This is a genomic window from Candidatus Nitrosocosmicus oleophilus, from assembly GCF_000802205.1.
Taxonomy (GTDB): Archaea; Thermoproteota; Nitrososphaeria; order Nitrososphaerales; family Nitrososphaeraceae; genus Nitrosocosmicus; species Nitrosocosmicus oleophilus.
On sequence record NZ_CP012850.1, the window covers coordinates 2211353 to 2232766 of the forward strand.

Annotated in this window: 15 protein-coding genes, 2 rRNA genes and 1 pseudogene; 10 read left to right on the forward strand and 8 right to left on the reverse strand. The window is 37.8% G+C overall.

Annotation, left to right across the window (positions count from 1 at the left end; translation table 11 throughout):
- Positions 1–156: 156 nt before the first annotated feature.
- The 3 genes from NMY3_RS10790 to NMY3_RS10800 all read left to right on the forward strand — a co-directional run bounded on the left by NMY3_RS10790 (position 157) and on the right by NMY3_RS10800 (position 2896).
- Positions 157–1476 (forward strand): MFS transporter, encoded by a 1320-nt coding sequence (locus NMY3_RS10790; RefSeq protein WP_196815864.1) that lies wholly within the window; start codon positions 157–159, stop codon positions 1474–1476.
- A gap of 318 nt (positions 1477–1794) precedes the next feature.
- Positions 1795–1980: a hypothetical protein gene (locus NMY3_RS10795; protein WP_196815865.1), complete on the forward strand. Its 186-nt coding sequence runs from the start codon at positions 1795–1797 to the stop codon at positions 1978–1980.
- 7 nt (positions 1981–1987) lie between these two features.
- Positions 1988–2896, forward strand: coding sequence for a DUF5996 family protein (locus tag NMY3_RS10800; protein WP_196815866.1), 909 nt, complete (start codon positions 1988–1990; stop codon positions 2894–2896).
- 941 nt (positions 2897–3837) lie between these two features.
- Here NMY3_RS10800 and NMY3_RS10805 read toward each other — a convergent pair.
- The gene (locus tag NMY3_RS10805; RefSeq protein ID WP_196815867.1) at positions 3838–4059 is read right to left on the reverse strand and encodes a hypothetical protein; all 222 of its coding nucleotides are present in this window, start codon (positions 4057–4059) and stop codon (positions 3838–3840) included.
- Between the two features lie 13 nt (positions 4060–4072).
- On the reverse strand, positions 4073–4246 hold the full coding sequence (locus tag NMY3_RS10810) for a hypothetical protein (RefSeq protein ID WP_196815868.1): 174 nt from the start codon (positions 4244–4246) through the stop codon (positions 4073–4075).
- Positions 4247–4348: 102 nt separating this feature from the next.
- On the opposite strand from NMY3_RS10810, the pseudogene NMY3_RS10815 reads away from it, so the two are divergent.
- Positions 4349–4675, forward strand: a pseudogene (locus NMY3_RS10815) (IS5-like element ISThar1 family transposase); the annotation flags it as partial.
- A 298-nt stretch (positions 4676–4973) separates the two neighbouring features.
- Here the strand turns inward: NMY3_RS10815 and NMY3_RS10820 are convergent.
- Positions 4974–5189: a hypothetical protein gene (locus NMY3_RS10820; protein ID WP_196815870.1), complete on the reverse strand. Its 216-nt coding sequence runs from the start codon at positions 5187–5189 to the stop codon at positions 4974–4976.
- 388 nt (positions 5190–5577) lie between these two features.
- On the opposite strand from NMY3_RS10820, the gene NMY3_RS10825 reads away from it, so the two are divergent.
- The 3 genes from NMY3_RS10825 (at position 5578) to NMY3_RS10835 (ending at position 7409) form a co-directional block, all read left to right on the forward strand.
- Complete coding sequence (locus tag NMY3_RS10825; protein WP_196815871.1) at positions 5578–5769, forward strand: hypothetical protein; 192 nt, start codon at positions 5578–5580, stop codon at positions 5767–5769.
- 688 nt (positions 5770–6457) lie between these two features.
- On the forward strand, positions 6458–6895 hold the full coding sequence (locus NMY3_RS10830) for an ester cyclase (RefSeq protein WP_196815872.1): 438 nt from the start codon (positions 6458–6460) through the stop codon (positions 6893–6895).
- A gap of 241 nt (positions 6896–7136) precedes the next feature.
- Positions 7137–7409, forward strand: coding sequence for a hypothetical protein (locus NMY3_RS10835; RefSeq protein ID WP_196815873.1), 273 nt, complete (start codon positions 7137–7139; stop codon positions 7407–7409).
- Between the two features lie 150 nt (positions 7410–7559).
- Here the strand turns inward: NMY3_RS10835 and NMY3_RS10840 are convergent, their stop codons facing one another.
- Entirely contained in the window at positions 7560–7730 is a 171-nt protein-coding gene (locus NMY3_RS10840) for a hypothetical protein (RefSeq protein WP_196815874.1), read from the reverse strand.
- Positions 7731–9084: 1354 nt separating this feature from the next.
- On the opposite strand from NMY3_RS10840, the gene NMY3_RS10845 reads away from it, so the two are divergent.
- Both NMY3_RS10845 and phaC read left to right on the forward strand, forming a co-directional pair.
- A complete protein-coding gene (locus tag NMY3_RS10845; RefSeq protein WP_196815875.1) occupies positions 9085–9666 on the forward strand; it encodes a hypothetical protein in 582 nt (193 codons plus the stop codon).
- Positions 9659–10732: a class III poly(R)-hydroxyalkanoic acid synthase subunit PhaC gene (gene phaC, locus NMY3_RS10850; protein ID WP_196815876.1), complete on the forward strand. Its 1074-nt coding sequence runs from the start codon at positions 9659–9661 to the stop codon at positions 10730–10732. The genes NMY3_RS10845 and phaC overlap by 8 nt, the downstream gene beginning before the upstream one ends.
- Before the next feature lie 7 nt (positions 10733–10739).
- On the opposite strand, the gene NMY3_RS10855 is transcribed toward phaC, so the two are convergent.
- The 4 genes from NMY3_RS10855 to NMY3_RS10870 all read right to left on the reverse strand — a co-directional run bounded on the left by NMY3_RS10855 (position 10740) and on the right by NMY3_RS10870 (position 17564).
- Complete coding sequence (locus tag NMY3_RS10855; RefSeq protein WP_196815877.1) at positions 10740–11048, reverse strand: AbrB/MazE/SpoVT family DNA-binding domain-containing protein; 309 nt, start codon at positions 11046–11048, stop codon at positions 10740–10742.
- Between the two features lie 56 nt (positions 11049–11104).
- The gene (locus tag NMY3_RS10860) at positions 11105–11890 is read right to left on the reverse strand and encodes an alpha/beta fold hydrolase (protein ID WP_196815878.1); all 786 of its coding nucleotides are present in this window, start codon (positions 11888–11890) and stop codon (positions 11105–11107) included.
- Positions 11891–12302: 412 nt separating this feature from the next.
- Positions 12303–15257 (reverse strand): 23S ribosomal RNA (locus NMY3_RS10865).
- Between the two features lie 838 nt (positions 15258–16095).
- Positions 16096–17564, reverse strand: a 16S ribosomal RNA gene (locus NMY3_RS10870).
- Together the 16S and 23S rRNA genes form the textbook arrangement of a ribosomal RNA operon.
- Positions 17565–18683: 1119 nt before the next feature.
- Here NMY3_RS10870 and NMY3_RS10875 point away from each other — a divergent pair.
- Positions 18684–21404, forward strand: a complete 2721-nt coding sequence (locus NMY3_RS10875; protein ID WP_196815879.1) for a DNA-directed DNA polymerase I — start codon at positions 18684–18686, stop codon at positions 21402–21404.
- Positions 21405–21414: the final 10 nt, after the last annotated feature.

The window sequence follows — 21414 nt, forward strand, 5'->3', positions numbered from 1 at the left end:
ACCATTACCGACCCACAATCCAGATCTAAAATATTATTTCTAGAGGAAAAGCTGCATCATCACAAATTATTTTGAGATTGAACCGTGCATGGTGTTCTAAGTAAGTTCCATCCTTTTTTAAAGTTAAATCCATCGACTTATTATTGGATTTTATCTTTGGAGACGAAACAGATCACATTATTCCCATTACTTTTTTCCAATTTCGTAGGAACATTGGGATTTAGTATCGTATTACCCTTCCTCGTATTTCTTGTAGTGGATTTCGGTGGCAATTCTATAATTTATGGGATTCTCTCATCTGTATATCCTGCTTTTCAATTGATTGGAGCTCCCATACTTGGGAGATGGTCCGACTCTTTTGGTCGAAAGAAAGTTCTTCTAATCAGCACAGCTGGTACGTTGATAGGTTGGATCATATTCCTCTTGGCTTTATTCGTCCCAAAAATTGCTCTTATCGATATTAATACTGCGTTTATTGGAGCTTTTACGCTTTCTTTGCCCTTGGTTGTGTTATTTATAGCTCGTGCGATAGACGGAATAACTGGGGGAAATGTCTCTGTTGCCAATGCCTATATTGCAGACTTGTCGGACGAAAAGACTAGAAGCAAGAATTTTGGAAAAATGGCCATTTCTTCTAATTTGGGATTCATAGTAGGGCCCGCTCTCGCAGGCATTCTGGGAGGAACCATTTATGGGAATACTTTACCAGTAATCGTTGCCATTTTTGTTTCATTTGTTGCATTTATTGCAATCTGGGTATTTTTGAAGGAATCAAAAATTGGTACAAGAGTAATTCAACCGATTCAAAAAAATAGTGTTCAAAGGGCGTATTCTTATGAATGCAAAGATTGCTTTAAGCCTCCAAATCCTGACAAGCTCAAGTTTAAGGACATTTTCAAATTAAAGAATATACCAATTTTAATGATATTGAACTTTTTCATTTTTTTAGGATTTAATATTTTTTATACATCATTTCCAATTCACGCAGTATCGAGTCTAAAATGGACGATAACAGAAATGGGTATCTTTTACGCTGTCTTGAGTGGCTTAATGATACTTGTACAGGGTCCAATCCTGCGAAAGGCGTCTCAAATACTTTCGGAGGGTAATTTGATAATCATAGGGAGCCTTATTTTGGGAGTAAATTTTGTATTATTTTATTCGAACAACATCATATTGATTTATATTGCTGCGATCCTTTTTGCAGTGGGCAATGGATTGATGTGGCCGTCATTCATGTCCATACTTTCAAAGTTTGCCGGGAAGTTACACCAAGGCGCTGTTCAAGGAGTGGCAAGCAGTATCGGGAGTTTGGCCAGTATTATTGGATTAATTATTGGTGGATTCTTGTATAATTCTATAGGGTCACCTACTTTTTTGATCGCTGCATCCATCATCTTTGTCGTATTTGCATTGTCCTTTAAAATATTAAAGATTCAAAGAACCTTCGAACCCAATCAAGATCATGATCTATAGATATTTGATGGCTAAGACTTGGGAGACAATAATCTAGAATTTTTAAACCATTTCTGTTGCGTTCTTATCATTTTAGATGAAGGTATAATTGAGATATTGTCTACTGGTTAATAGTTTCCGAAGTATTTTTCAACTCATTAGGAAACTGATTTCGACAAAGTTTTGAACTTAAATGGCACTTTTGTAGACAAAGAATGTAAAATTGGGTTAGGGAGATATATTATTGGTACTTGGATTGTAATAATATTGATTTAAGAATCTTCTTTAGCGTTATCAATATACAATTTCATTTAATTAGAACCTGAGATATAGGAAGTTATGAAAATTATTACCTATCGATTATCGGAGGTTTCCTGCTACAGACTTACTATTAGCATGGGAAGTATGAATCACGGTCAACTAATCAATGATTATGGGGATTCAGATGTAAGGGGAGCTTATAATATGATACCAACATTAAGCCAAGTAGAATATTTGAGTAATCCTTTGAATTTTGGAGAATGAGATTAAAATGAAGAATGATGAGATGTGGCCAAAACTCCCTGTTGCTAGTTGGAAGGGAACTTATGAAACATTGCATATGTTAACTCAAATCGTAGGCAAGATTCGACTCGCAACAACCCCAATGGAAAATCATTGGTGGAATTCTACTCTATACGTAACACCGGCTGGGTTAACAACCTCAGTTATGTACTACAATGACGTTCCTTTTAAGATAGAATTTGATTTGAACAAACATTTCTTAATTATTGAAAAAGCTTTTGGCTACGAAAAGAAAATCCCACTAGAATCACGTCCCATTGCAGATTATTATAAGGATTTGATGTCAACACTTGAATCACTTGGGATATCCCTACAGATCTGGAGTACACCAGTTGAGGTTGAAAATGGAATTCCATTTGAGAAAGATTATACCCACTCAACATACGACGGTGATTCGGCCAACAAGTTTTGGCGGATACTTACACAGTCCTCTCGAGTATTCACTGAATTTCGATCAAGTTTTATAGGCAAAGTCAGTCCAGTTCATTTTTTTTGGGGGGCTTTTGATTTGGCTGTAACCCGTTTTTCAGGACGAAAAGCCCCAGATCATCCGGGAGTCCCGAATTGTCCGCAGCATGTTATGGTTGAAGCTTATTCTCATGAAGTTAGCAGTTGTGGATTGTGGTTCGGAGGCGGACCATTTGAAAATCCTGTGTATTATTCGTACTCATATCCTGAACCTCAGGGATTCAAGGATGCTCAGGTCAAACCTGCAGGAGCCTATTACGAAAACAGTATGGGTGAATTTATTTTGCCATATGAGAATGTGCGGACAAACGAGTCACCTGATCAATCATTACTTAGTTTCCTTCAAAGTACTTATGAAGCTGCGGCCGTGTCGGCAAAGTGGGAACGGGACATATTGGAACGAACATGAAAGTCATATTTTAAAGCATAGGCCGAATTGACAGAATATCAAATTTGGGGAGGGTTATGCCCAATTGCAAACTTTTTGAAACAATCAATAGCAATTTTTTGCATAAGTTCACTGCCACAGACACGCTCTTTGAATCACATATATCCATAAACAAGTACTCATCCATCCTAGAATCTAGATTAATACTTGCTAAAAAAGCTTGAATTGTAATATTGATTGAGAATTAGAACGACTGTTTTCTAAAATCTTGCCAATTCTTGATATCTCCTTGAGAAGCAGCGGATCTAGGCCGCGTAGTCATATTATGCTGATTCTTAATTCCTGAGGTTTGATTTTTATTTCATATTTGGATTGAAGAATATCCAATCCGACTAATGACATATGAATAATCGTGTTTACTTTATAATTAAACCGTATTTATCCAATCATCCTAGTTTGGCGTTAATAATCTAATTGTCTTTACATTTTGGCAATGAAAACAACAATTCCCTGATTATGATAAGCCTTTTTTCATACGATCTTCTTGATAGTTGGATGAGGTTCTGAGCTGCTTTGGTGCTCGATTGTCTTATTTCCTAAAAAATTCAGCTAACTTTTCATACCATATGAAATGGTAAAAGTATAACGAATCATTCCACCTTCATAATATTTTTTTTCCTAGAGTTAGATTCTAATAAATATTTTCTATGATGGAGATGTTGGCGTGAATAAGGTTTTTTTAATGATAACTACTAGTGGGTGTTCTACATACTGCTGTCCTTTAGACATGATATAAGGGTACTGCACGGAAATCTATCACTCAGTTATAACATAGTGTGATACTCTAACGAATTTTGAGTCTCAAAGTACCGATTATTCATTGTCTCATGATGTATTTCTTAAATCACATACAAATTCTTGTTATCCTTCGTTGTTTAAACGCAATAGTCATGTTAAGTTAGCTAACATACATATTCGATGGCGATCGATTCATCACAGTTTGATAAATTTAATCTCTTTATCAATAATTCAAAGTTGTAATCATTATCTATTTGCATTTTGTCCCAAACTGCAACATACTGATCACTAAAATCTCTTTTCAATTCTTCATAATTAGAATGAAACCACTCAAAATTATCCTTCAACTTTACATATTTTTCAAAATCTCGATCGGATTCTGACATGTTTATGCTCACATCACATACCTGATTTCCTTGTAGTATTTTGTTCTGTAAAAGAGTACTCTTTATAGATATTTGATGAAGAAATCTGAGAGGATCTCAAATCTAGTCGTACCCATTCTATCTCAGAACTCTTAAATTCATTTATCACATCCGTTCCAGTATTTTTAAGAATTTTTTCTACTTGCATTAGTATATGACAACAATAAAAAAGATAAACTTGTCTGCAATTTTTCTTTACAATTGATATGTAAATGAGATATTTATTTATCACATGTTAAATAATAGTTCAAAATTTGTTTTGACTGATGGAGCCTATGATTCAAATACTAACTTTATATATCTCCGAGAGAGCACGATCACTCCCACAATAGAGGAAAGACGGAACCTCATCATTTCCACCAAAGAATGTCGGGTTAAGGAACAAGGAAGATTTGTTGCATTCAACGGATTCTCTCAGGTGAAAAAGGTAAGAAAGTACGGAGGTAGATGGATGGCTAAGACTGTGCTCTCATCTATCAAGAGAATGTTTGGCGAGTACATATCTGCCACACGAATTCATAATGTGGTAAAAGAGATGATGAAGGTATCCTTTTACAACCTGTTTAAAAGAAGTTAATACGATGTTTATTGCTATAATCGGAGAATAAGGAATTATGCACCAGAGCATCTTACAGCATTTATTATTTGGATTGTTCCTAAAATAAAATCGAGTCAGGATTAATGGAAGGTTGATTGATATGTAGGTTAATTGATGAGTAAAAACGTAAAGTGTAGTGTAATATTCAATATAAGACGCCAAGAACATCTTAGACTACCAACCAACAACCATAGAGTGATCAATCCAGTGATAGGAAGGAAAGGTCTATGAGTCTGTGCTTGTCAGGCTAAGAAGTTCATTATATGAGTAAGACGGGTCAGCGGGTCGATCTAGTCCGCTTATAATTTTCATAAGATTGATTTAGTTCGTAAGCAGCTGACACTATACGATTCGATATATTTGTCAGAACTTGTGGATCAAACTTTGAGGTATCCCGTTCTATCTCCTGCGAATATGTCTTGAGTTCTTGTAATTTTTCTTCCAACATGATAATGCCTATGCCCAACCTTCTGAAATCATCTTCTGAACTCATATAGAGTTCTATATTATAGAAGTATTAAAACTCGCCGTCCTTAAAGACTAACAAGATCTAGACCCCTAACTTGGTGTTAATGACGAGTCTGAGTTTGGTTTTGATCCTGGTTTCCTACTACTATTTTTCTTACGCCTTTTTATTAGTAGAATCCATTTATAAGGGATAATATTATCACGGGCCCGAAGGGCTTCGAATCCATGAGGTATATGGGAACTGTTAATTAAATAAATTTTTTTAGACATCAAGTCCTATTGGAGTCATTTCAAAAGAGAGCGTAGTTGGAGTAACGATTCTAGTATGTATTCATTAGATAAAGTAAATATTCCTAAAGTAGTCCGAGAAAAAATAAATTTGAAAATAGAGAGTAATGGAGGCGAATCATTGATTGATAGGACAAGATCGAGAAATAGAAATAAAGCGTAAAATAATTAATACATTGAAAACATTTAGGTCGATTGGAATTTTAGGTGACTCGGATGTAAAGATAAACGGCTTAGACGAAGAAAACGATTACCTTAAGATAACAGGTGAATATCAATATAAGAATTTATTCGATAAATTTTCGCTTGAAGATTGAACCTTTGACATTAGTTTAAGCGAATCTACTATACATCCTACAAATGCAAATATCACCCCAATCAAGAAAGCATTTAAAATGAGTTAAATATTGACAATGGACGGCGTATTTGATTACAAAGTAATCCTTGTTGCTAGAGGCTATATTTTTGCCAAACTTAATAAAAAGTATACTCCTCAAATCACTTGCATCTGAGTGATTGTTTGAAATATTTGTATTTGTAGGGCTTGAGGTGTCTGGACTTGGTCTTAATTTATCTATGACTATAGGGCTTAACGTCTTTCCATACGTTGATATTGCTTTTTTTGCATATGATGTCCTACAACAACGGCTCCAGCGACTGAAGTTCCTCCTGCGATCATTCCACCAACGACAAGTCTTCTTCCTACCATAATTTGAATATACCGTGGATTATTATTTAAATTTTACCTAGCTATGGGTATGAAGTGTGTACGCATCTTTGTCTGTCGCTAAAGAAATACTTACTACTGAATGCGATACCTCACAAAATACCACAAACATGTTCTTATCGGGCAGTTGAATTTGCTGACAAGAGAGAGTAGTTGTACTTAGTTGCTTTAATCATCGATTATAATCGACCGAATTTCTGTAGAACAACCATATTATATAATTGCATCAATTCTATCTTCACCGATAAGTTAAACTAAAACTTCCCACAAATATTCATATGTCTTCTACAGAACACAAACGGATTGTTCACGAATTCATTGATGAAACATACAACAAAGGGAATCTAAAAAATACAGATAGATACGTAACTTCTGATTTCATATACCATGCTCGTGGTGTGAGCATCGAAGGGATCGAAGCCTATAATGAATGGGTTTCCTCAGATCGTAGCATATTTCCCAATATTCATGTTACAATCGTAGATAGCATAGAAGAGTCAGAGTCCGGTAGAGTTGCTTCAGCTTTTATCGTAGAAGGTACTCAAGGAAAGGAAATTCCTGGCATCCCAACTACCAATAAGGATTTTGAAACAGTAGGAATGAACATGTTCCATTTTCAAGATAACAAGATAAAAGAGGGATGGGTTGTAGTTGATGCGCTTACTGCGGCAATACAGCTTGGTGCGATCAACTTATCAACTTCTGAGGCCGACTAGAAATTTATTTGTCTATCCAAAATGCTATATTTTATGAATTGGCAAAGGTCTAAATGAAGTAGTATCTGCTCTGAACGAGATTAGCACCCACACTGCATCATAGATAATTTTTGGTTTTGAATTTATCAATAAATTGTTATATTTGCCATACTTACCATATTGAATGACCAAACCGTATAATATCCCAAATTAAAACTCAGATGCAAAAAACATTATAGGGTCCATTATCGAATCAGGTTTAGTGTTACTATTCTATAGTGCTGGTAATTATGTCAAACATAAAGAAATGTTTTGCAGTGCTTCAGAGAAATTTAATGAAAATTCATTTGCACTAGTTCAGTGTGGATATTTATTAGTAAATAAAAAGATTGTCAGAAAAGAACCAAAACAAGAATTAGACATAGTAGAAGCGAACAAGCATTTTGGAGATGTAATTAACCTAATTGATAAAAAAGACCATTTTATCCTCTTCGTAAATTGGCGTAAAGTCACCCCATTTGAGGTAATTCCATGAGCTCACTCTTATTCCAGAAGAAATCATTACCAAAACGATTGATTTGACCCTACGGTCAGGGTATTGAATTAACTTTTTAATTTCTTCTATGGTTGGTGGTCGATCGTTGGAATATCTAACTCCTTTCTTTATACCCTTTGATATTATTTTTCAATTAACAGTAATTCTATTCATTTCACAAAATCTTTTAATAGGTTCAAAATATTTCCTTATAGTTTCTGTAGATATCTCTCCTCGTTCTACCATTTTATTCTGTACCGTAAAGAATCTGAATAATTCATTCCCAAGCCAAGAGATATCATCTCCTTTTTCTATTATCATTTTATGGAATGCGGCAATTTTCTTCTATGGACTTGGATCTTATATTTAAGAAATCAAGAACCACTTGTAATCTTTTCGGATGATGACGCTTTGATTCATTGGAACTTAATACAAACATAAATTTTTCATGAGAAGTGAAACTGAGAGGACCCTTCTGAATTTCCGAATCTTCAGAGGAGTCGTAAATTGAATTCATGAATGTTACATATAGTATTGATTTGGGCCATAAAAAAGAAAGAGATATCAAACGGGCCCGAAGGGCTTCGATCCCTCGACTTCCGGCTTTCTTCTTAATTATCTTAGATAGAAGGCAGGCGCTCTATCCATGCTGAGCTACGGACCCTCAAAAAATGGTGATTGGTATTTCCATATAAAATTGTTGGGCTTTAAATTGACTTTGTCCGCCTGAGGGACATGGGTTTTTTGCTGTAATGAATTTCAATCAAGTTCATCCCATCCTTACTTGCTTAACGGTCGTAAGAGACTGTGATCCTCGTAAAATCATGGTGTTTCCTTGGATACCTTAACTTATTAATTATTTTAACACTTCATCTGAGAGCTACCCTCATTATTTCTTGTCCTACTGTGTTCTGGTGATTAAGGGCATCGGGCTAAGAATTTTCATTTTAATAAATATTGACCTATTATAGTATTTTCTATAATTTTCATAATATATTGAGGAAAAGGTACAAGTTATGGACAATCACAGTTCCTTTCTAAGAATATCTATGCGCAGGCGAGTAGTCTAAGAATACAAGAGTTAATTAGATGCTAGGAGTTTTCTTGCTCTCTGCATATGGTATATATGGTTCACAGATACGAATGTTATATAAGCAGATTCGTATATAGTCAGATATATATTGGATAATTATGACAATAGTTGTATACCCCAGTATACTTTTTATGTCTCTGTGTCTCATTTTATTAACCAGCGAGGTTAACTGAAACTATTAAAACGTCAGTACCTGGTTTGCAAATATGACTTTTCAAAAAAGGCCAAAGTGGCATAAGGCTAGTTTTGACATCGTCGTGTCTAATTAATCATTATGTCTATATGAAAACCCGTTTATATATAAAAATAGAATGACCAGGCGTCAGATGGGCTCGGCACTAAAACAAGTGAGCCTCCGGTTTCATCTCATTCAATCGGCTAGTATGTTCATAGAAAATATATTGGCATAACCCTTATCAGACAATGAAACCATTGAGTTTCATCACGCATCTTAGTTCCTTTCGTCAATTGTGATTATGATAAAGTTAATATCCGCAATAGACATACAAATTCATATCAACTGCAAAACAACTCTTAATAAATACGGAAAATATGTTAACAAAAATGGGGTGAATAGAATCATTGCAAAGTGACCAAAAGGACCAAAATAATGAGAATATTGATTCGGCTAAGCTACCCTTTGTTAATGAAAAATTCGTTGATTTATTTGAGAATTTCTTTAAGCAGCTTACGGAATTGAATAAAATTTCTACAGTTGGTCCTTTTATTTCGTTGATTAATGATCCTCAAATTAATATGAATAACATGAGGGAATACGGAAATGTCCTGATTAACTATCAAAGATATCTCAATAAATATCTGACCCAAATGATTAATTCATATTATCAAGCTTTAGACAAAGTTTCTGCTGGGATACAAGGTAAAGATGCCCATGAAGCCCGCATGTTAATTATTAATTCATTTGAAGATGTTTTCTCCGCTATGTTTGAATCCAAGGATTTTTCTGTTAACTATAACAATTTAATTAATATATATATCGATTTAAACAAGAGCTATCAAAAATTTTTTGATGCGTCAGTTCCATTTATGGGAAGACAGTCATTGAGCAAAGAAGAAAAAGATTTATTATTCAAAGACCTATATGAAATAAAGAAGATTACTTTAGAAATCAAAAACTGGATGAAAGAGAGAAAAAATGAATAAAACAATTCTGGACCACTATTTGAATGAGTATGTTAATTTTGTAAACGAACCAGAAAATTTTAGAAAATTAACCGAGATGAAAAAATTATTATCAAATATTGAAAAAATTGAAACAGGACAGACCGAGTATGAGGTCATAAAGGAGACAGGTCTTTTTCGATTATTACATTATAAACCAACTAAAGAACGTGTTTACAAACACCCGTTGCTTATAGTATATGCTCTAATCAACAAGTCATACATTCTAGATTTGCAACCAAACAAGAGTTGGATAAAAAATATTCTAGATCAAGGCATTAACGTTTATCTTCTTGACTGGAAGTCACCTGGCAAATTTGACAAATTTACAACTCTTGATGATTACGTTAATCTTTTCATTTATGATTGCGTGGAGATAATCAAAAGCATCGAAAATATAGACAAGGTATCGCTTCAGGGCTATTGTATGGGTGCTACAATGTCGCTAATCTATACGTCACTATACCAGAAAAATGTAAAGAATTTGATAACTGTAGCCCCGGTTGTTGATACCGAAAAAGACAAGACTGTCATAAAGAATATGTCTCAGAATATGGATATTGACAAAGTTTTATCCCATTATGAAAACTTTCCTTATGAGTTATTATATAGCCTTTACGCATCTTTAAAACCATTTAAACAGGGGGTTAACAAGTACTTGAATTTGTTTGATAATCTTAAAGACGAAAGTTTTGTTCAAAATTTCTTGAGGGTTGAAAAATGGTTGTATGATACCCCACCTATTGCAGGAGAGACATTTAGGCAGTGGATTAAAGATATTTATCAAAAGAACCTTTTTTCAAAAAATAAACTGGTTGTGGGTGAACATCGGATAAATCTAGCTAATATCAGAGTTCCTCTTTTAAATGTAGTAGCCGATCAAGACCATCTTGTTTCCCCGGAATGTAGTGTCTCTCTGAATAATCTTGTTTCAAGCACAGATAAGAATTTGATGAGATTTTCGACAGGCCACGTAGGATTGATAGCTAGTGGGTATTCTCAAAACGTGGTGTTGCCCAAGTTGGGCAATTGGATAAAAATTCATTGAATCCGTTTTAGCTCTTTTGTGAATTCTTTTGTTTGCGAGCCAGAGGTATGATAATTACTTGCACGAGATCACCTTCTTCAATGCCTAAGGCTTGTCGCTCTGCTTCTGGAATTGATATTCTGCCACCACTCTGGACGTTTGTCTTAAACATGGCATTATAATTAGTAAAGCCTTGAAGCGAAGAGAACATGTTTTGGAAAGCGTTATATTGAAAATTTGAAAACTGTCTTACTAGGTCTTGTTGAAATTCTGCAGTTTTTTCAATAGTCTTTTTTAAGTCAGTAGGCTTATCGCCATTTTCATTTTCATTACTCATAGAAATTTAGATATCTTATCAATATTTTAATGTTGTAAAGGTTTTATAAAAAAAGTTCAAGAGTCTATAAATTTTTCAATTATTTCATAAAATTCAAATGGCTTTTCTACATACGGCGTGTGACCGCATTCCTCCATTATCAATGTTTTCCCATTCGGCATTTGCTTAAAATATTCTATATTTTCTACTGGTATGGTAGTATCATTTCTTCCCCAGATGACCAACGTGGGGATATCTATTTCCGCCAATCTTTTTCGTAAAGATTGATCTTTGCGCATTGCTAGCAAAGTGGAAATGAGTGAATATTTGGCGTTGGGAAGTCTCATTCTATTTACATAATCTTTAACTGTTGCTAAATCGACGACATATTCTTTGTTATTAGCCATCATCTCAAACGCCCTGTGGACATTCTCAGTCGTTGGATATAAACCCGAAAAAATATACTGACTAAGAACATATGTTGGCTTTTCCAATGTCCCGGCAGGAGATACAAGTATGATTTTTTCAAAGAAATCTTTATGAGTTAAACTGTACTCGAGAGCTAACTGCCCCCCAAATGACGAGCCGATTATTATGGGTTTATGAATTTGCATTTCCTTAAAGAATTCCTCTAGGGATCTAATAAAAAATTCAACTGTATATTCTATTAAGGGTTTTTCACTATATCCAAATCCTATAAGATCAGGAATTACTACATTGTATTTTGTAAGTAAAGGCCACAATTCAGACCATCTTTCTGCAGAGGCGCCTAACCCATGCAACAATACAATAGTTTTCTTTGATTCTGGACGATCAAACTTAATATATCTTATATTGTAACCTAGGATTTTAATAAAATCCATAGTTTGATTACTTTTTTTGTGTTGATTGAATACCAGGCTCAATTGTTGAATAATGTTGTATATTTGTTATGTTTAATATACATAATTTTTAATAGAAATATTATTTTTTATAAGGAAAATACAGGATAAGACTCCATCAAATCATTTTCTGTATAATTTTAGAAATTCATACTAATAGCTATTCTTTACGCATGAAATAGAAATGTAGTTCATATTTTTGTGCTTTTGGTTCACGCTACATTACTGTAGTAGTGATGATGATGATGATGCAGTGCAATCAAGAAGAAGATAAAACATGTATTTGCATACATACTCAGATACTCAGATACCTTCCTACTTACTAGTTAGCTATCTATATACACTTACACATATATCCACATACTTACTTGTCGGTTGTAATTTTTTAATTACAGATCAGGTGCGTTGGGCTATTGGTGATGGCAGGCTGAATATCTCGCCCGAAGGCTTGATAATTACACCTCCATTCCATCAACGCCATCTTCTATGGCCGCCCTCCTCCTTACGGAAGGTTGTCTTTTCTCGGGAAAGGCTTCCTCCTTAGATGCTTTCAGGAGTTATCCTAAACAGCTTAGCTGCTCAGCTTGCCCTGTCGGACAACTGATAAACCAGAGGCTGCGCTGCCCTGTTCCTCTCGTACTAGGGGCAACTTCCCCTCAGACAACCACGCCCCTGTCAGGCAGAGACCGACCTGTCTCACGACGGTCTAAACCCAGCTCACGTTCCCCTTTAATGGGCGAGCAGCCCCACCCTTGGCTCCTGCTGCAGAACCAGGATGGGAAGAGCCGACATCGAGGTACCAAACCGCGGGGTCGATGGGAGCTCTCGCCCGCGACGAGCCTGTTATCCCTAGGGTAACTTTTCTGTCACCACCAGCCCCCAATAGTGAGGACATGATGGATCGCTAAGCCCGGCTTTCGCCTCTGAATCCCGTATCATTGGGAATCCAGTCAGACTGGCTTTTGGCTTTGCCCTCACCGGCGGAGTTCTGTCCCGCCTGAGCCAATCTTTGGGCCCCCTCGATACATTTTCAAGGGGGTGCCGCCCCAGCCGAACTGCCCACCTGCCGATGTCCCTGTTAAACAGGTTAGCGATACGGTAACAAATGGCTGGTGTTACACTTTTGCCTAAATCAGTCCCGGAGAACTGACCATAACGGCTCCCAGCTACTCTCTGCATTTGACACCATATCGCAACAACAGGCTGCAGTAAAGCTCCACAGGGTCTTCTCTCCCCGACAGAGGTTCGGGGACTGTTCGTCCCCGTTATGTGGCTTCACCGGGTTGTAGGCAGGGACAGCGGGGCCCTCGTTGTTCCATTCATGCACGTCGGAACTTACCCGACAAGGCATTTGGCTACCTTAAGAGAGTCAGAGTTACTCCCGGCGTTTAGCGGCCCTTAGCCCAGTTGAACCCAGGTTTTAGGTACCGCCACTGGCCAGGATACAGAGGCCATACACATCCTTTCGGACTAGCGACCACCTGTGTTTTTATTAAACAGTCGGGACCCCCTAGTCACTGCGACCTGCAGTCCCTACTCCTCGTAAAAACTGCAGGCACTCCTTATACCATAGGTACGGAGCTATTTTGCCGAGTTCCCTTGCCATACGGTATACCCGATAGACCTTAGACTTCTCATCCAGGGCACCAGTGTCGGATCTCGGTACGGTCTTGAAAGTATCTTCCTATTTCTGCTTTCATTGTCTCCTGGAATCAAGTAAACCCTCCTTGCAGAAGGCCATTGGTATCTCGCTTTAATTCTCGCCATTACGGCACTCCTCAAAGCTAGAATACTTAGACAGAACGACGGTTCTGCTTACCCTATCCGGAAGCGACAGAAGAGGTAATAACGAACTTTCAAGGCACTGGAATATTAACCAGTTTCCCATTCAAACAATTCTGTTGAGGTTGTTTTTAGGACCGGCTAACTCCCGGCTGATGACGCATTGCCGGGAAACCCTTGCCCATGCGGTCGCCGAGATTCTCACTCGGCTATGCTGTTACTACCACCAGGATCTGCACTAGTAGTTCGGTCCACTGGACTTTACAGCCCAGCTTCTACCCAAACACTACGCCCACCTACCACGCACCGACATCGTCGGTGGTCTAAAGTATCGGTAGTCTACTTGAGCCCCGTACATTTTCGGGGCTTTCGAGCTCGGCAGGTGAGCTGTTACGCACTCTTTGAAGGATGGCTGCTTCTGAGCCTACCTTCCTGCTGTCTTTGCTCGAAAACACCCTTTGGTTTGACACTTAGTAGACATTTGGGGACCTTAACTTTAGTCTGGGTTGTCCCCCTCTCGGTTATGAGGCTTACCCCACATAAACCCGCCTCCTAGCTTCTACGACGCTTGCACATTCGGAGTTCGAATGGATGGCGAGCTCTTTCGAGCCCTTACCGCCCGATCGGTGCTCTACAGTACAAGCAATCTCAGCTAAGGCAGGACTGCGATCCACTTCGGTGGGAACTAGCGATCACCGGACTAGATTGGTTTTTGACCCCTAATCCCAGATCAGGGGACCGATTTGCACGTCAGGACCCTTGCAGACCTCCAGCGAGCTTTCGCTCACCTTCGTCTTATCCAGGACTAGATCGTCCGGTTTCTAGCCTTACTGCCATGACTCAAGACCCTTTCAGATCCATTGCCTCTTTTTTCAAATGAAAAAATGCGCAAATTCGGTTTCCCTTCGCCTTCCCTCTGTTAAAGGTTAAGCTTGCCATGACAGCAATCTCCCTGGCCCGTGTTTCTAGACGGAACGTATGACTCTAGAAATCCTTTCGAGCCATACACGTCTGTAACCGATTGGTTTCAGGCGCTTTTAACCCCCCTTCCGGGGTACTTTTCAACTTTCCCTCACGGTACTAGTATTCTATCGGTCTTGATGAATATTTAGCCTTGGATGCTACTTTCACCCATCTTCACTGGCCACTGCCAAGGCCAGTTACTCTGAATATGACAGAATCCTGCTCTCATTCGCCTACGGGGGTATCACCCTCTATTCCGGTACTTTCCAGTACACTTTAGCTTCGATTACAGGATCCTATACGCCATATCCGTAACACCACATCTCTATCATGTTACCATAACAGATTCAGTTTGGGCTGTTCCGCTTTCGCTCGCCGCTACTAACGGAATCTCAATTGATTTCTCTTCCTCGTCCTACTCAGATGCTTCACTTCGGACGGTTTGCTCTCCCTAGCTAAAGCATGGGAGTGTATAGAGAGACCTCATTCGGAAATCCCGGGGTCGTCGGTCGCATGCACCTAACCCAGGCTTATCGCAGCTTGCCACGTCCTTCATCGCTTATCAAGCCGAGTCATCCACCAATCGGCGTCTTTGCACCAGTCCAGTAGTTATAAATAAATAAATAAATTTACTTACTTACTTTCTATTTTTTATTTTTTGTTGGAGTTTCTTTCTTTCTTTGTCCTTTGGATCTAGTTATTAGATTAGTTATCTAGTCTAGTCTTTTAGTTAGTTAGTTAGTTAGTTCCACTTGTGGTAGAAAAGTCTAATTTGATTTGATTTGATTTGATTTGGTCGGTATTTGGTATTTCGTATGTATGTTTATATATTAATCTCTGTTTGCACTACAACCAGTTACACATAATATTTTACTACAATTCACTATTCCATTATTACGCGAATAGTTATTGTTGTTATTTCTTCAACTATATGTAATCGATAATTTGACGGAGTTTTCCTTTACATGATGATCATTGTAAACAACGTTTACTACATCAACTTCATTCTTTATCTTCTACTCCTCATTTTTTTATGAGACAAAGAATTGCATCCGATACTACATATGCTGATTTTGTTTGGAATGATCAGATAGATGATTTTAGATTGTTTTTATGGTATGTATTATAATATTTACACAGACTACGCCAATAGAACTGTCCAGCAACTATGAATATTTTTTATACTAAATACAACATACTAGTCAGTTTTTCGAACCGTATGAATGAAAAATGAAGGAATTGATTGATCAGATTGATTTGATTGCACTCCCTCTCTTTTTTATCTTACATCATTCATGTATTAAGATGAAGATGATGATTATGATAATATGATAGATTTAGGGATTTTATTTTATTAGTATAATTTTATTGTAAAGTCTCGCAGATTAGAAAGAGCACTAGGCCCCTTCTAACCCACTACCACTACTACAATATAATAACTAAGGAGGTGATCCGGCCGCAGGTTCCCCTACGGCCACCTTGTTACGACTTCTCCCTCGTTGCTGACCCCAGGTTCGATAGTACCAATTAGGCACCACCTCGCCAAGAACCAACTTCGATGAAGCGACGGGCGGTGTGTGCAAGGAGCAGGGACGTATTCACCGCGCGATAGTGACACGCGGTTACTAGGGATTCCATATTCATGAGGGCGAGTTTCAGCCCTCAATCATAACTGTGGTAAGGTTTAGAGATTGCCTCCTCCTTTCGGAATCGAAACTCATTGTCCTTACCATTGCAGCCCGCGTGTGGCCCGAGGGTTTCGGGGCATACTGACCTGCCGTAGCCCCCACCTTCCTCCGTCTCAGCGACGGCGGTCCCTCTAATTAGCTCCACTACTCCTGAGAATAATGGTAGCAACTAGAGGCAGGGATCTCGCTCGTTACCTGACTTAACAGGACACCTCACGGCACGAGCTGGCGACGGCCATGCACCTCCTCTCAGCTTGTCTGGTAAAGTCTTCAGCTTGACCTTCACTCTGCTGTCGCCCCCGGTAAGATTTCCGGCGTTGACTCCAATTGAACCGCAGGCTTCACCCCTTGTGGTGCTCCCCCGCCAATTCCTTTAAGTTTCAGTCTTGCGACCGTACTCCCCAGGCGGCAAACTTAACGGCTTCCCTGCGGCACTGAGTTAGCAATAAGCCAACTCATCACCGAGTCTGCATCGTTTACAGCTGGGACTACCCGGGTATCTAATCCGGTTTGCTCCCCCAGCTTTCATCCCTCACCGTCGAGCGCGTTCTGGCAAGCCGCCTTCGCCACTGGTGGTCTTCAATGGATCAACGGATTTTACCCCTACCCATCGAGTACCGCTTGCCTCTCCCGCCTCCTAGCTCTATAGTATCTTCCGCAGCCCATCTGTTAAGCAGGTGGATTTAACGGAAGACTTGTAGAACCGGCTACGGATGCTTTAGGCCCAATAAACGTCCCGACCACTCGGGGTGCTGGTATTACCGCGGCGGCTGACACCAGACTTGCCCACCCCTTATTCTGCACCATTTTTAGAGGTGCCAAAAGATCTCCTTAACGGAAATCACTCAGAGTAACCCTGTCAAGCTTTCGCCTATTGCAGAGGTTTCGCGCCTGCTGCGCCCCATAGGGCCTGGGCCCTTGTCTCAGTGCCCATCTCCGGGCTCCTCCTCTCAGAGCCCGTACCGGTTACAGGTTTGGTGGGCCATTACCTCACCAACAGCCTGATCGGCCGCAGTCCAATCCAGGGGCCATATAGATTTAAGTCATTACCCATTCCAGAAGTGATGACCTATCGCGGTTTATCCTCAGTTTCCCGAGGTTATCCACGTCCCCTGGGCATGTTGACTACGTGTTACTGAGCCGTATGCCACATATTGCTATGTTGACTCGCATGGCTTAGTCCCACTCTGATAGCAGTCGGGTCCGGCAGGATCAACCGGAGTCAAATAAAGTAAATAATGGCTGTAGAATTATTATTTACTTTATTATAAATCGTCGGTTGAACTTTTATCGTCCATTTCATTTCTTTTTTTCCTAACTTTTCCTTTCCTTTCCTTTCTCCTCCTCTATTCTTGTTCTTCTATCTTATTAGGATAGGAGAAATAGCAAAGAAAAGTTAAGTTAAAAAATTGAAAGGACGTTTATTGAGTTTCTTTCTTTATTGTATATCAATTTGATTTGATTACAATAAAGAGAAAGAGTACGATCGAAAAACTAGATTTGTATGTTGTTTTTTAGTACAAATAAATAAATCACACATTAGCTAGATTTGTTCTATAGGATCATCTTTAATGCAATTATAATAGCATTATAGTGATCTATACTTCGATATCATCTATCTGATCATTCCCATGTCAGATTCAATCTATCAGGTCAGCACTGATTTTTTTGATCGAATCTCCAATACGTTGTGATGAATCTATTTACATGTATTTTAATGTTCGATCCATATAGGCTCGATCTCATACCGAAATACTCATGATTCTATGATTATTGTAAAGAGCGCACCTGGAGGTCTGTAAATCACATTGTGGCATTAGCCAACTTCATTACCGACGCCGCCTTTTGTCTTGGATGCGTTCACAAGTGTTTAGTTAAATGATAATATTAACTTTAGGGTTACAAAAAATATCAAAAATATTTCCACCATACAGTTCAATCCTAATCCCAATCCCTATGAAATTACATAAAAAACGATTGGCCTAACAACTGCACACCATCTACATATATCAGGGACGATTATAATTAAAAACCAAAGTGTACGGTTTAACGTAGTCTTCATTTAGTATAACTTGTAAAAAACACGAATCAGATTTAACAGTGGAACCTCACTGTTATTGAAAATGTATATGTGAGTAAGGTAATCGCCTAAAGATCTGGATTCGTCATAGACGTCTGATTTATCCTCTCGAAATGTTTGAGAATATCTTATTAATCGGGACTAATTCTTAATTACATCAATCAGAGTATGATAACCCTTTACATATTACTGTAACATACCAGACTTGCTAAATCTATACCAAACTAATTAATTTTTAAAAGGAAGAATAAAATAAACAATAGTGCAGCAAGTAAATTTGACATCAGAGAAGAAAGATGAATATTATTTAAAAAAACTACCTGAGGATATACCGTCCTTGCTACTTTCATCTTTTTATGTCGGGGAAAAAAAATCTGTTTTCCTCAAGTTTTATAATCCTTCTGACTCACAAATTTATTTTTGGAGCGAGTATTTTATAGGAAATTCTACTTCAAAAAAACATCAACCATATTGTTTTGTCAAAAAAAAATTTGAAGGTGAAGCAAAGAGTGCAGTGGAACAGGATCCAACTAAATTCCAAATTCAACAAGTGAAAAAAGTGGATGATATTGTAGATGAAGAAATAGAGATACTCAAAATATTGGCACCTGACCCATTGTCAATTGGGGGTACGGATACTAGTTTTAGGGAGAAAGTTACTTCTTGGGAAGCAGACATAAAGTATCATGAGAGCTATCTCTATGATTTAGGTCTAATTCCAGGGGCTTTTTATAAAAGAATAGGCAACAACCTGATATTTCATGAATTCCCAATACCAAAAAAGGTAAATCAATATTTAGAGAACCTGTTTACCTCTAACAAATTCCAGAATAATTTCAATAGCAATGAGTATGACAAGTTTTTGCTGAAATGGTCTCGATTGTTGAATCAGCCTATACCTGACATAAAGAGAATTGCTATAGACATAGAAGTTGATTCTGAAGAGGGAAGAATGCCCACTGCACGAGACCATGATCGATTAATAACGGCTATTGGCCTATCATCATCTGATGGGTTTAAGAAAGTTTATGTTCTCAAAAGAGATGAGAACATAGATTCCAAAACATTAGACCCAAGTATAGTGCTTTGTAATTCAGAAAAGGAGATGCTATTGTTAGCTTTCGATGTGTTGGGGAAGTATCCAGTCGTGCTAACATACAACGGTGATGATTTCGACTTGCCTTATTTATATGCAAGATCTCAGGATCCCGCGATTGATCCTGTAGAAGGAAAATCAATAGATAAAGATCAGGTACCCATACTTGTAAAAAGAGAGTCATTCATAAAAAGAGGAATACAGGCAGACCCAGTCACCATTAAATCAGGAATTCATATCGATCTATTTAGGACATTTCAGAATAAATCCGTGCAAAACTATGCTTTTAGCCATAAATACTCTGAATTCACTTTGAGAGCCATATGTGAGGCACTATTGGAGGACACAAAAATTGAATTTGAGGGAAGCATTAGCGATCTTTCTTTAGAAAAACTAGCAGAATATTGTCTTAAAGATGCTGATCTAACTTACAGGTTGAGCTCGTTTAACGACAGCTTGCTCATGAAACTAATAATAATAATTTCGAGAATCTCGAGAATGTCTATTGAGGATATTACAAGATTCGGAGTCAATCAATGGATTCGTTCCTTGATGTTTTTTGAGCATCGACAACAGAATATTCTTATACCTAGAAGAGATGAGTTACTTCAAAAAGGATCTTCATCAACTACTGCAATAATTAAAGAGAAAAAATATCGGGGTGGATTGGTCGTTGAACCTGAACTTGGAATCCACTTTAATGTAGTTGTGGTAGATTTTGCAAGTTTGTATCCTAGCATAATCAAGGTACACAATTTGTCATATGAAACCGTGAATTGTCCTCACAAGGAGTGCAAAGATAATCAGTTAAATCATATCGAAGGAACTACCCATTGGATTTGTAGAAAAAAAAGGGGTATGACTTCAATATTAATTGGAACGTTACGAGATTTACGTGTAAATTATTATAAGCATTTGTCTAAAGACCCTAGCCTAGGCAAAGATGACAAACAGCTTTATGGCGTTGTAAGTCAGGCAATTAAGGTAATTTTGAATGCCACATATGGAGTAATGGGAGCCGAGATATTTCCACTCTACTGCCTGCCTGTCGCAGAGGCTACTGCCGCCATCGGTAGAACAACGACGACCAGAACGATCAACAAATGCGATGAAAATCAAATCAAGGTAATATATGGGGATACCGACTCGCTATTTCTGAAAAATCCAAGTCCTGATAGCTTGAATACTATATCTAATTGGGCTAAATCAGAACTAGGGGTTGATTTAGAAATTGATAAGCGCTATAGGTATGTAGTTTTTAGTGATCTAAAGAAAAATTATTTGGGCGTACTTGAAGATGGTACTGTCGATGTCAAGGGGCTAACTGGAAAAAAGTCTCATACTCCTCCGTTTATTAGAAACGCATTTTACGAGATATTAAATGTGCTAAAAGATATTTTCACAGAGAAAGATTTTGCTAATGCTAAAACAAGAATAAAAAAAATAGTGCATTCCCTTGCAGAAGACCTTGAGAAGAAAAACATTCCTTTACCAGATTTAAGTTTTAATGTGATGATAAATAAGTCTCCAGAAAAATACGGGATCAAATTTCAAGGAAATAAAAACCACCGCGCCATTTCTTTAGATGGTAAAGATAAAAGTATGGAAAACATAAAGGGAATCCCTCAGCATATAAAGGCAGCAAAACAACTTGTAGAACTAGGACGACAACTCAAAGCTGGAGACATCATTTCTTACGTTAAAACAAGAACTATTGAAGGAGTAAAACCAGTTGAATTGGCCAACAAAATGGACATAGATACTGAGAAATATCTTGATACGATGGAGTCTACCTTTGATCAAATCTTGTCATCACTAAACTTGAATTTTAAATCTATAATTGGAAAACCCAGGCAATCCAACCTTGATGAACTGTTTTGGACTTAAATATCCTTCA

Excerpts from the sequence above, each read along its gene's own strand:
- NMY3_RS10830 (WP_196815872.1), top strand. The coding sequence starts at position 6,458 with ATGTCTTCTACAGAACACAAACGGATTGTTCACGAATTCATTGATGAA.
- NMY3_RS10810 (WP_196815868.1), bottom strand. The coding sequence starts at position 4,246 with ATGCAAGTAGAAAAAATTCTTAAAAATACTGGAACGGATGTGATAAAT.
- NMY3_RS10800 (WP_196815866.1), top strand. The coding sequence starts at position 1,988 with ATGAAGAATGATGAGATGTGGCCAAAACTCCCTGTTGCTAGTTGGAAG.
- NMY3_RS10820 (WP_196815870.1), bottom strand. The coding sequence starts at position 5,189 with ATGAGTTCAGAAGATGATTTCAGAAGGTTGGGCATAGGCATTATCATG.
- NMY3_RS10860 (WP_196815878.1), bottom strand. The coding sequence starts at position 11,890 with ATGGATTTTATTAAAATCCTAGGTTACAATATAAGATATATTAAGTTT.
- NMY3_RS10805 (WP_196815867.1), bottom strand. The coding sequence starts at position 4,059 with ATGTCAGAATCCGATCGAGATTTTGAAAAATATGTAAAGTTGAAGGAT.
- NMY3_RS10795 (WP_196815865.1), top strand. The coding sequence starts at position 1,795 with ATGAAAATTATTACCTATCGATTATCGGAGGTTTCCTGCTACAGACTT.
- phaC (WP_196815876.1), top strand. The coding sequence starts at position 9,659 with ATGAATAAAACAATTCTGGACCACTATTTGAATGAGTATGTTAATTTT.
- NMY3_RS10855 (WP_196815877.1), bottom strand. The coding sequence starts at position 11,048 with ATGAGTAATGAAAATGAAAATGGCGATAAGCCTACTGACTTAAAAAAG.
- NMY3_RS10840 (WP_196815874.1), bottom strand. The coding sequence starts at position 7,730 with ATGATAATAGAAAAAGGAGATGATATCTCTTGGCTTGGGAATGAATTA.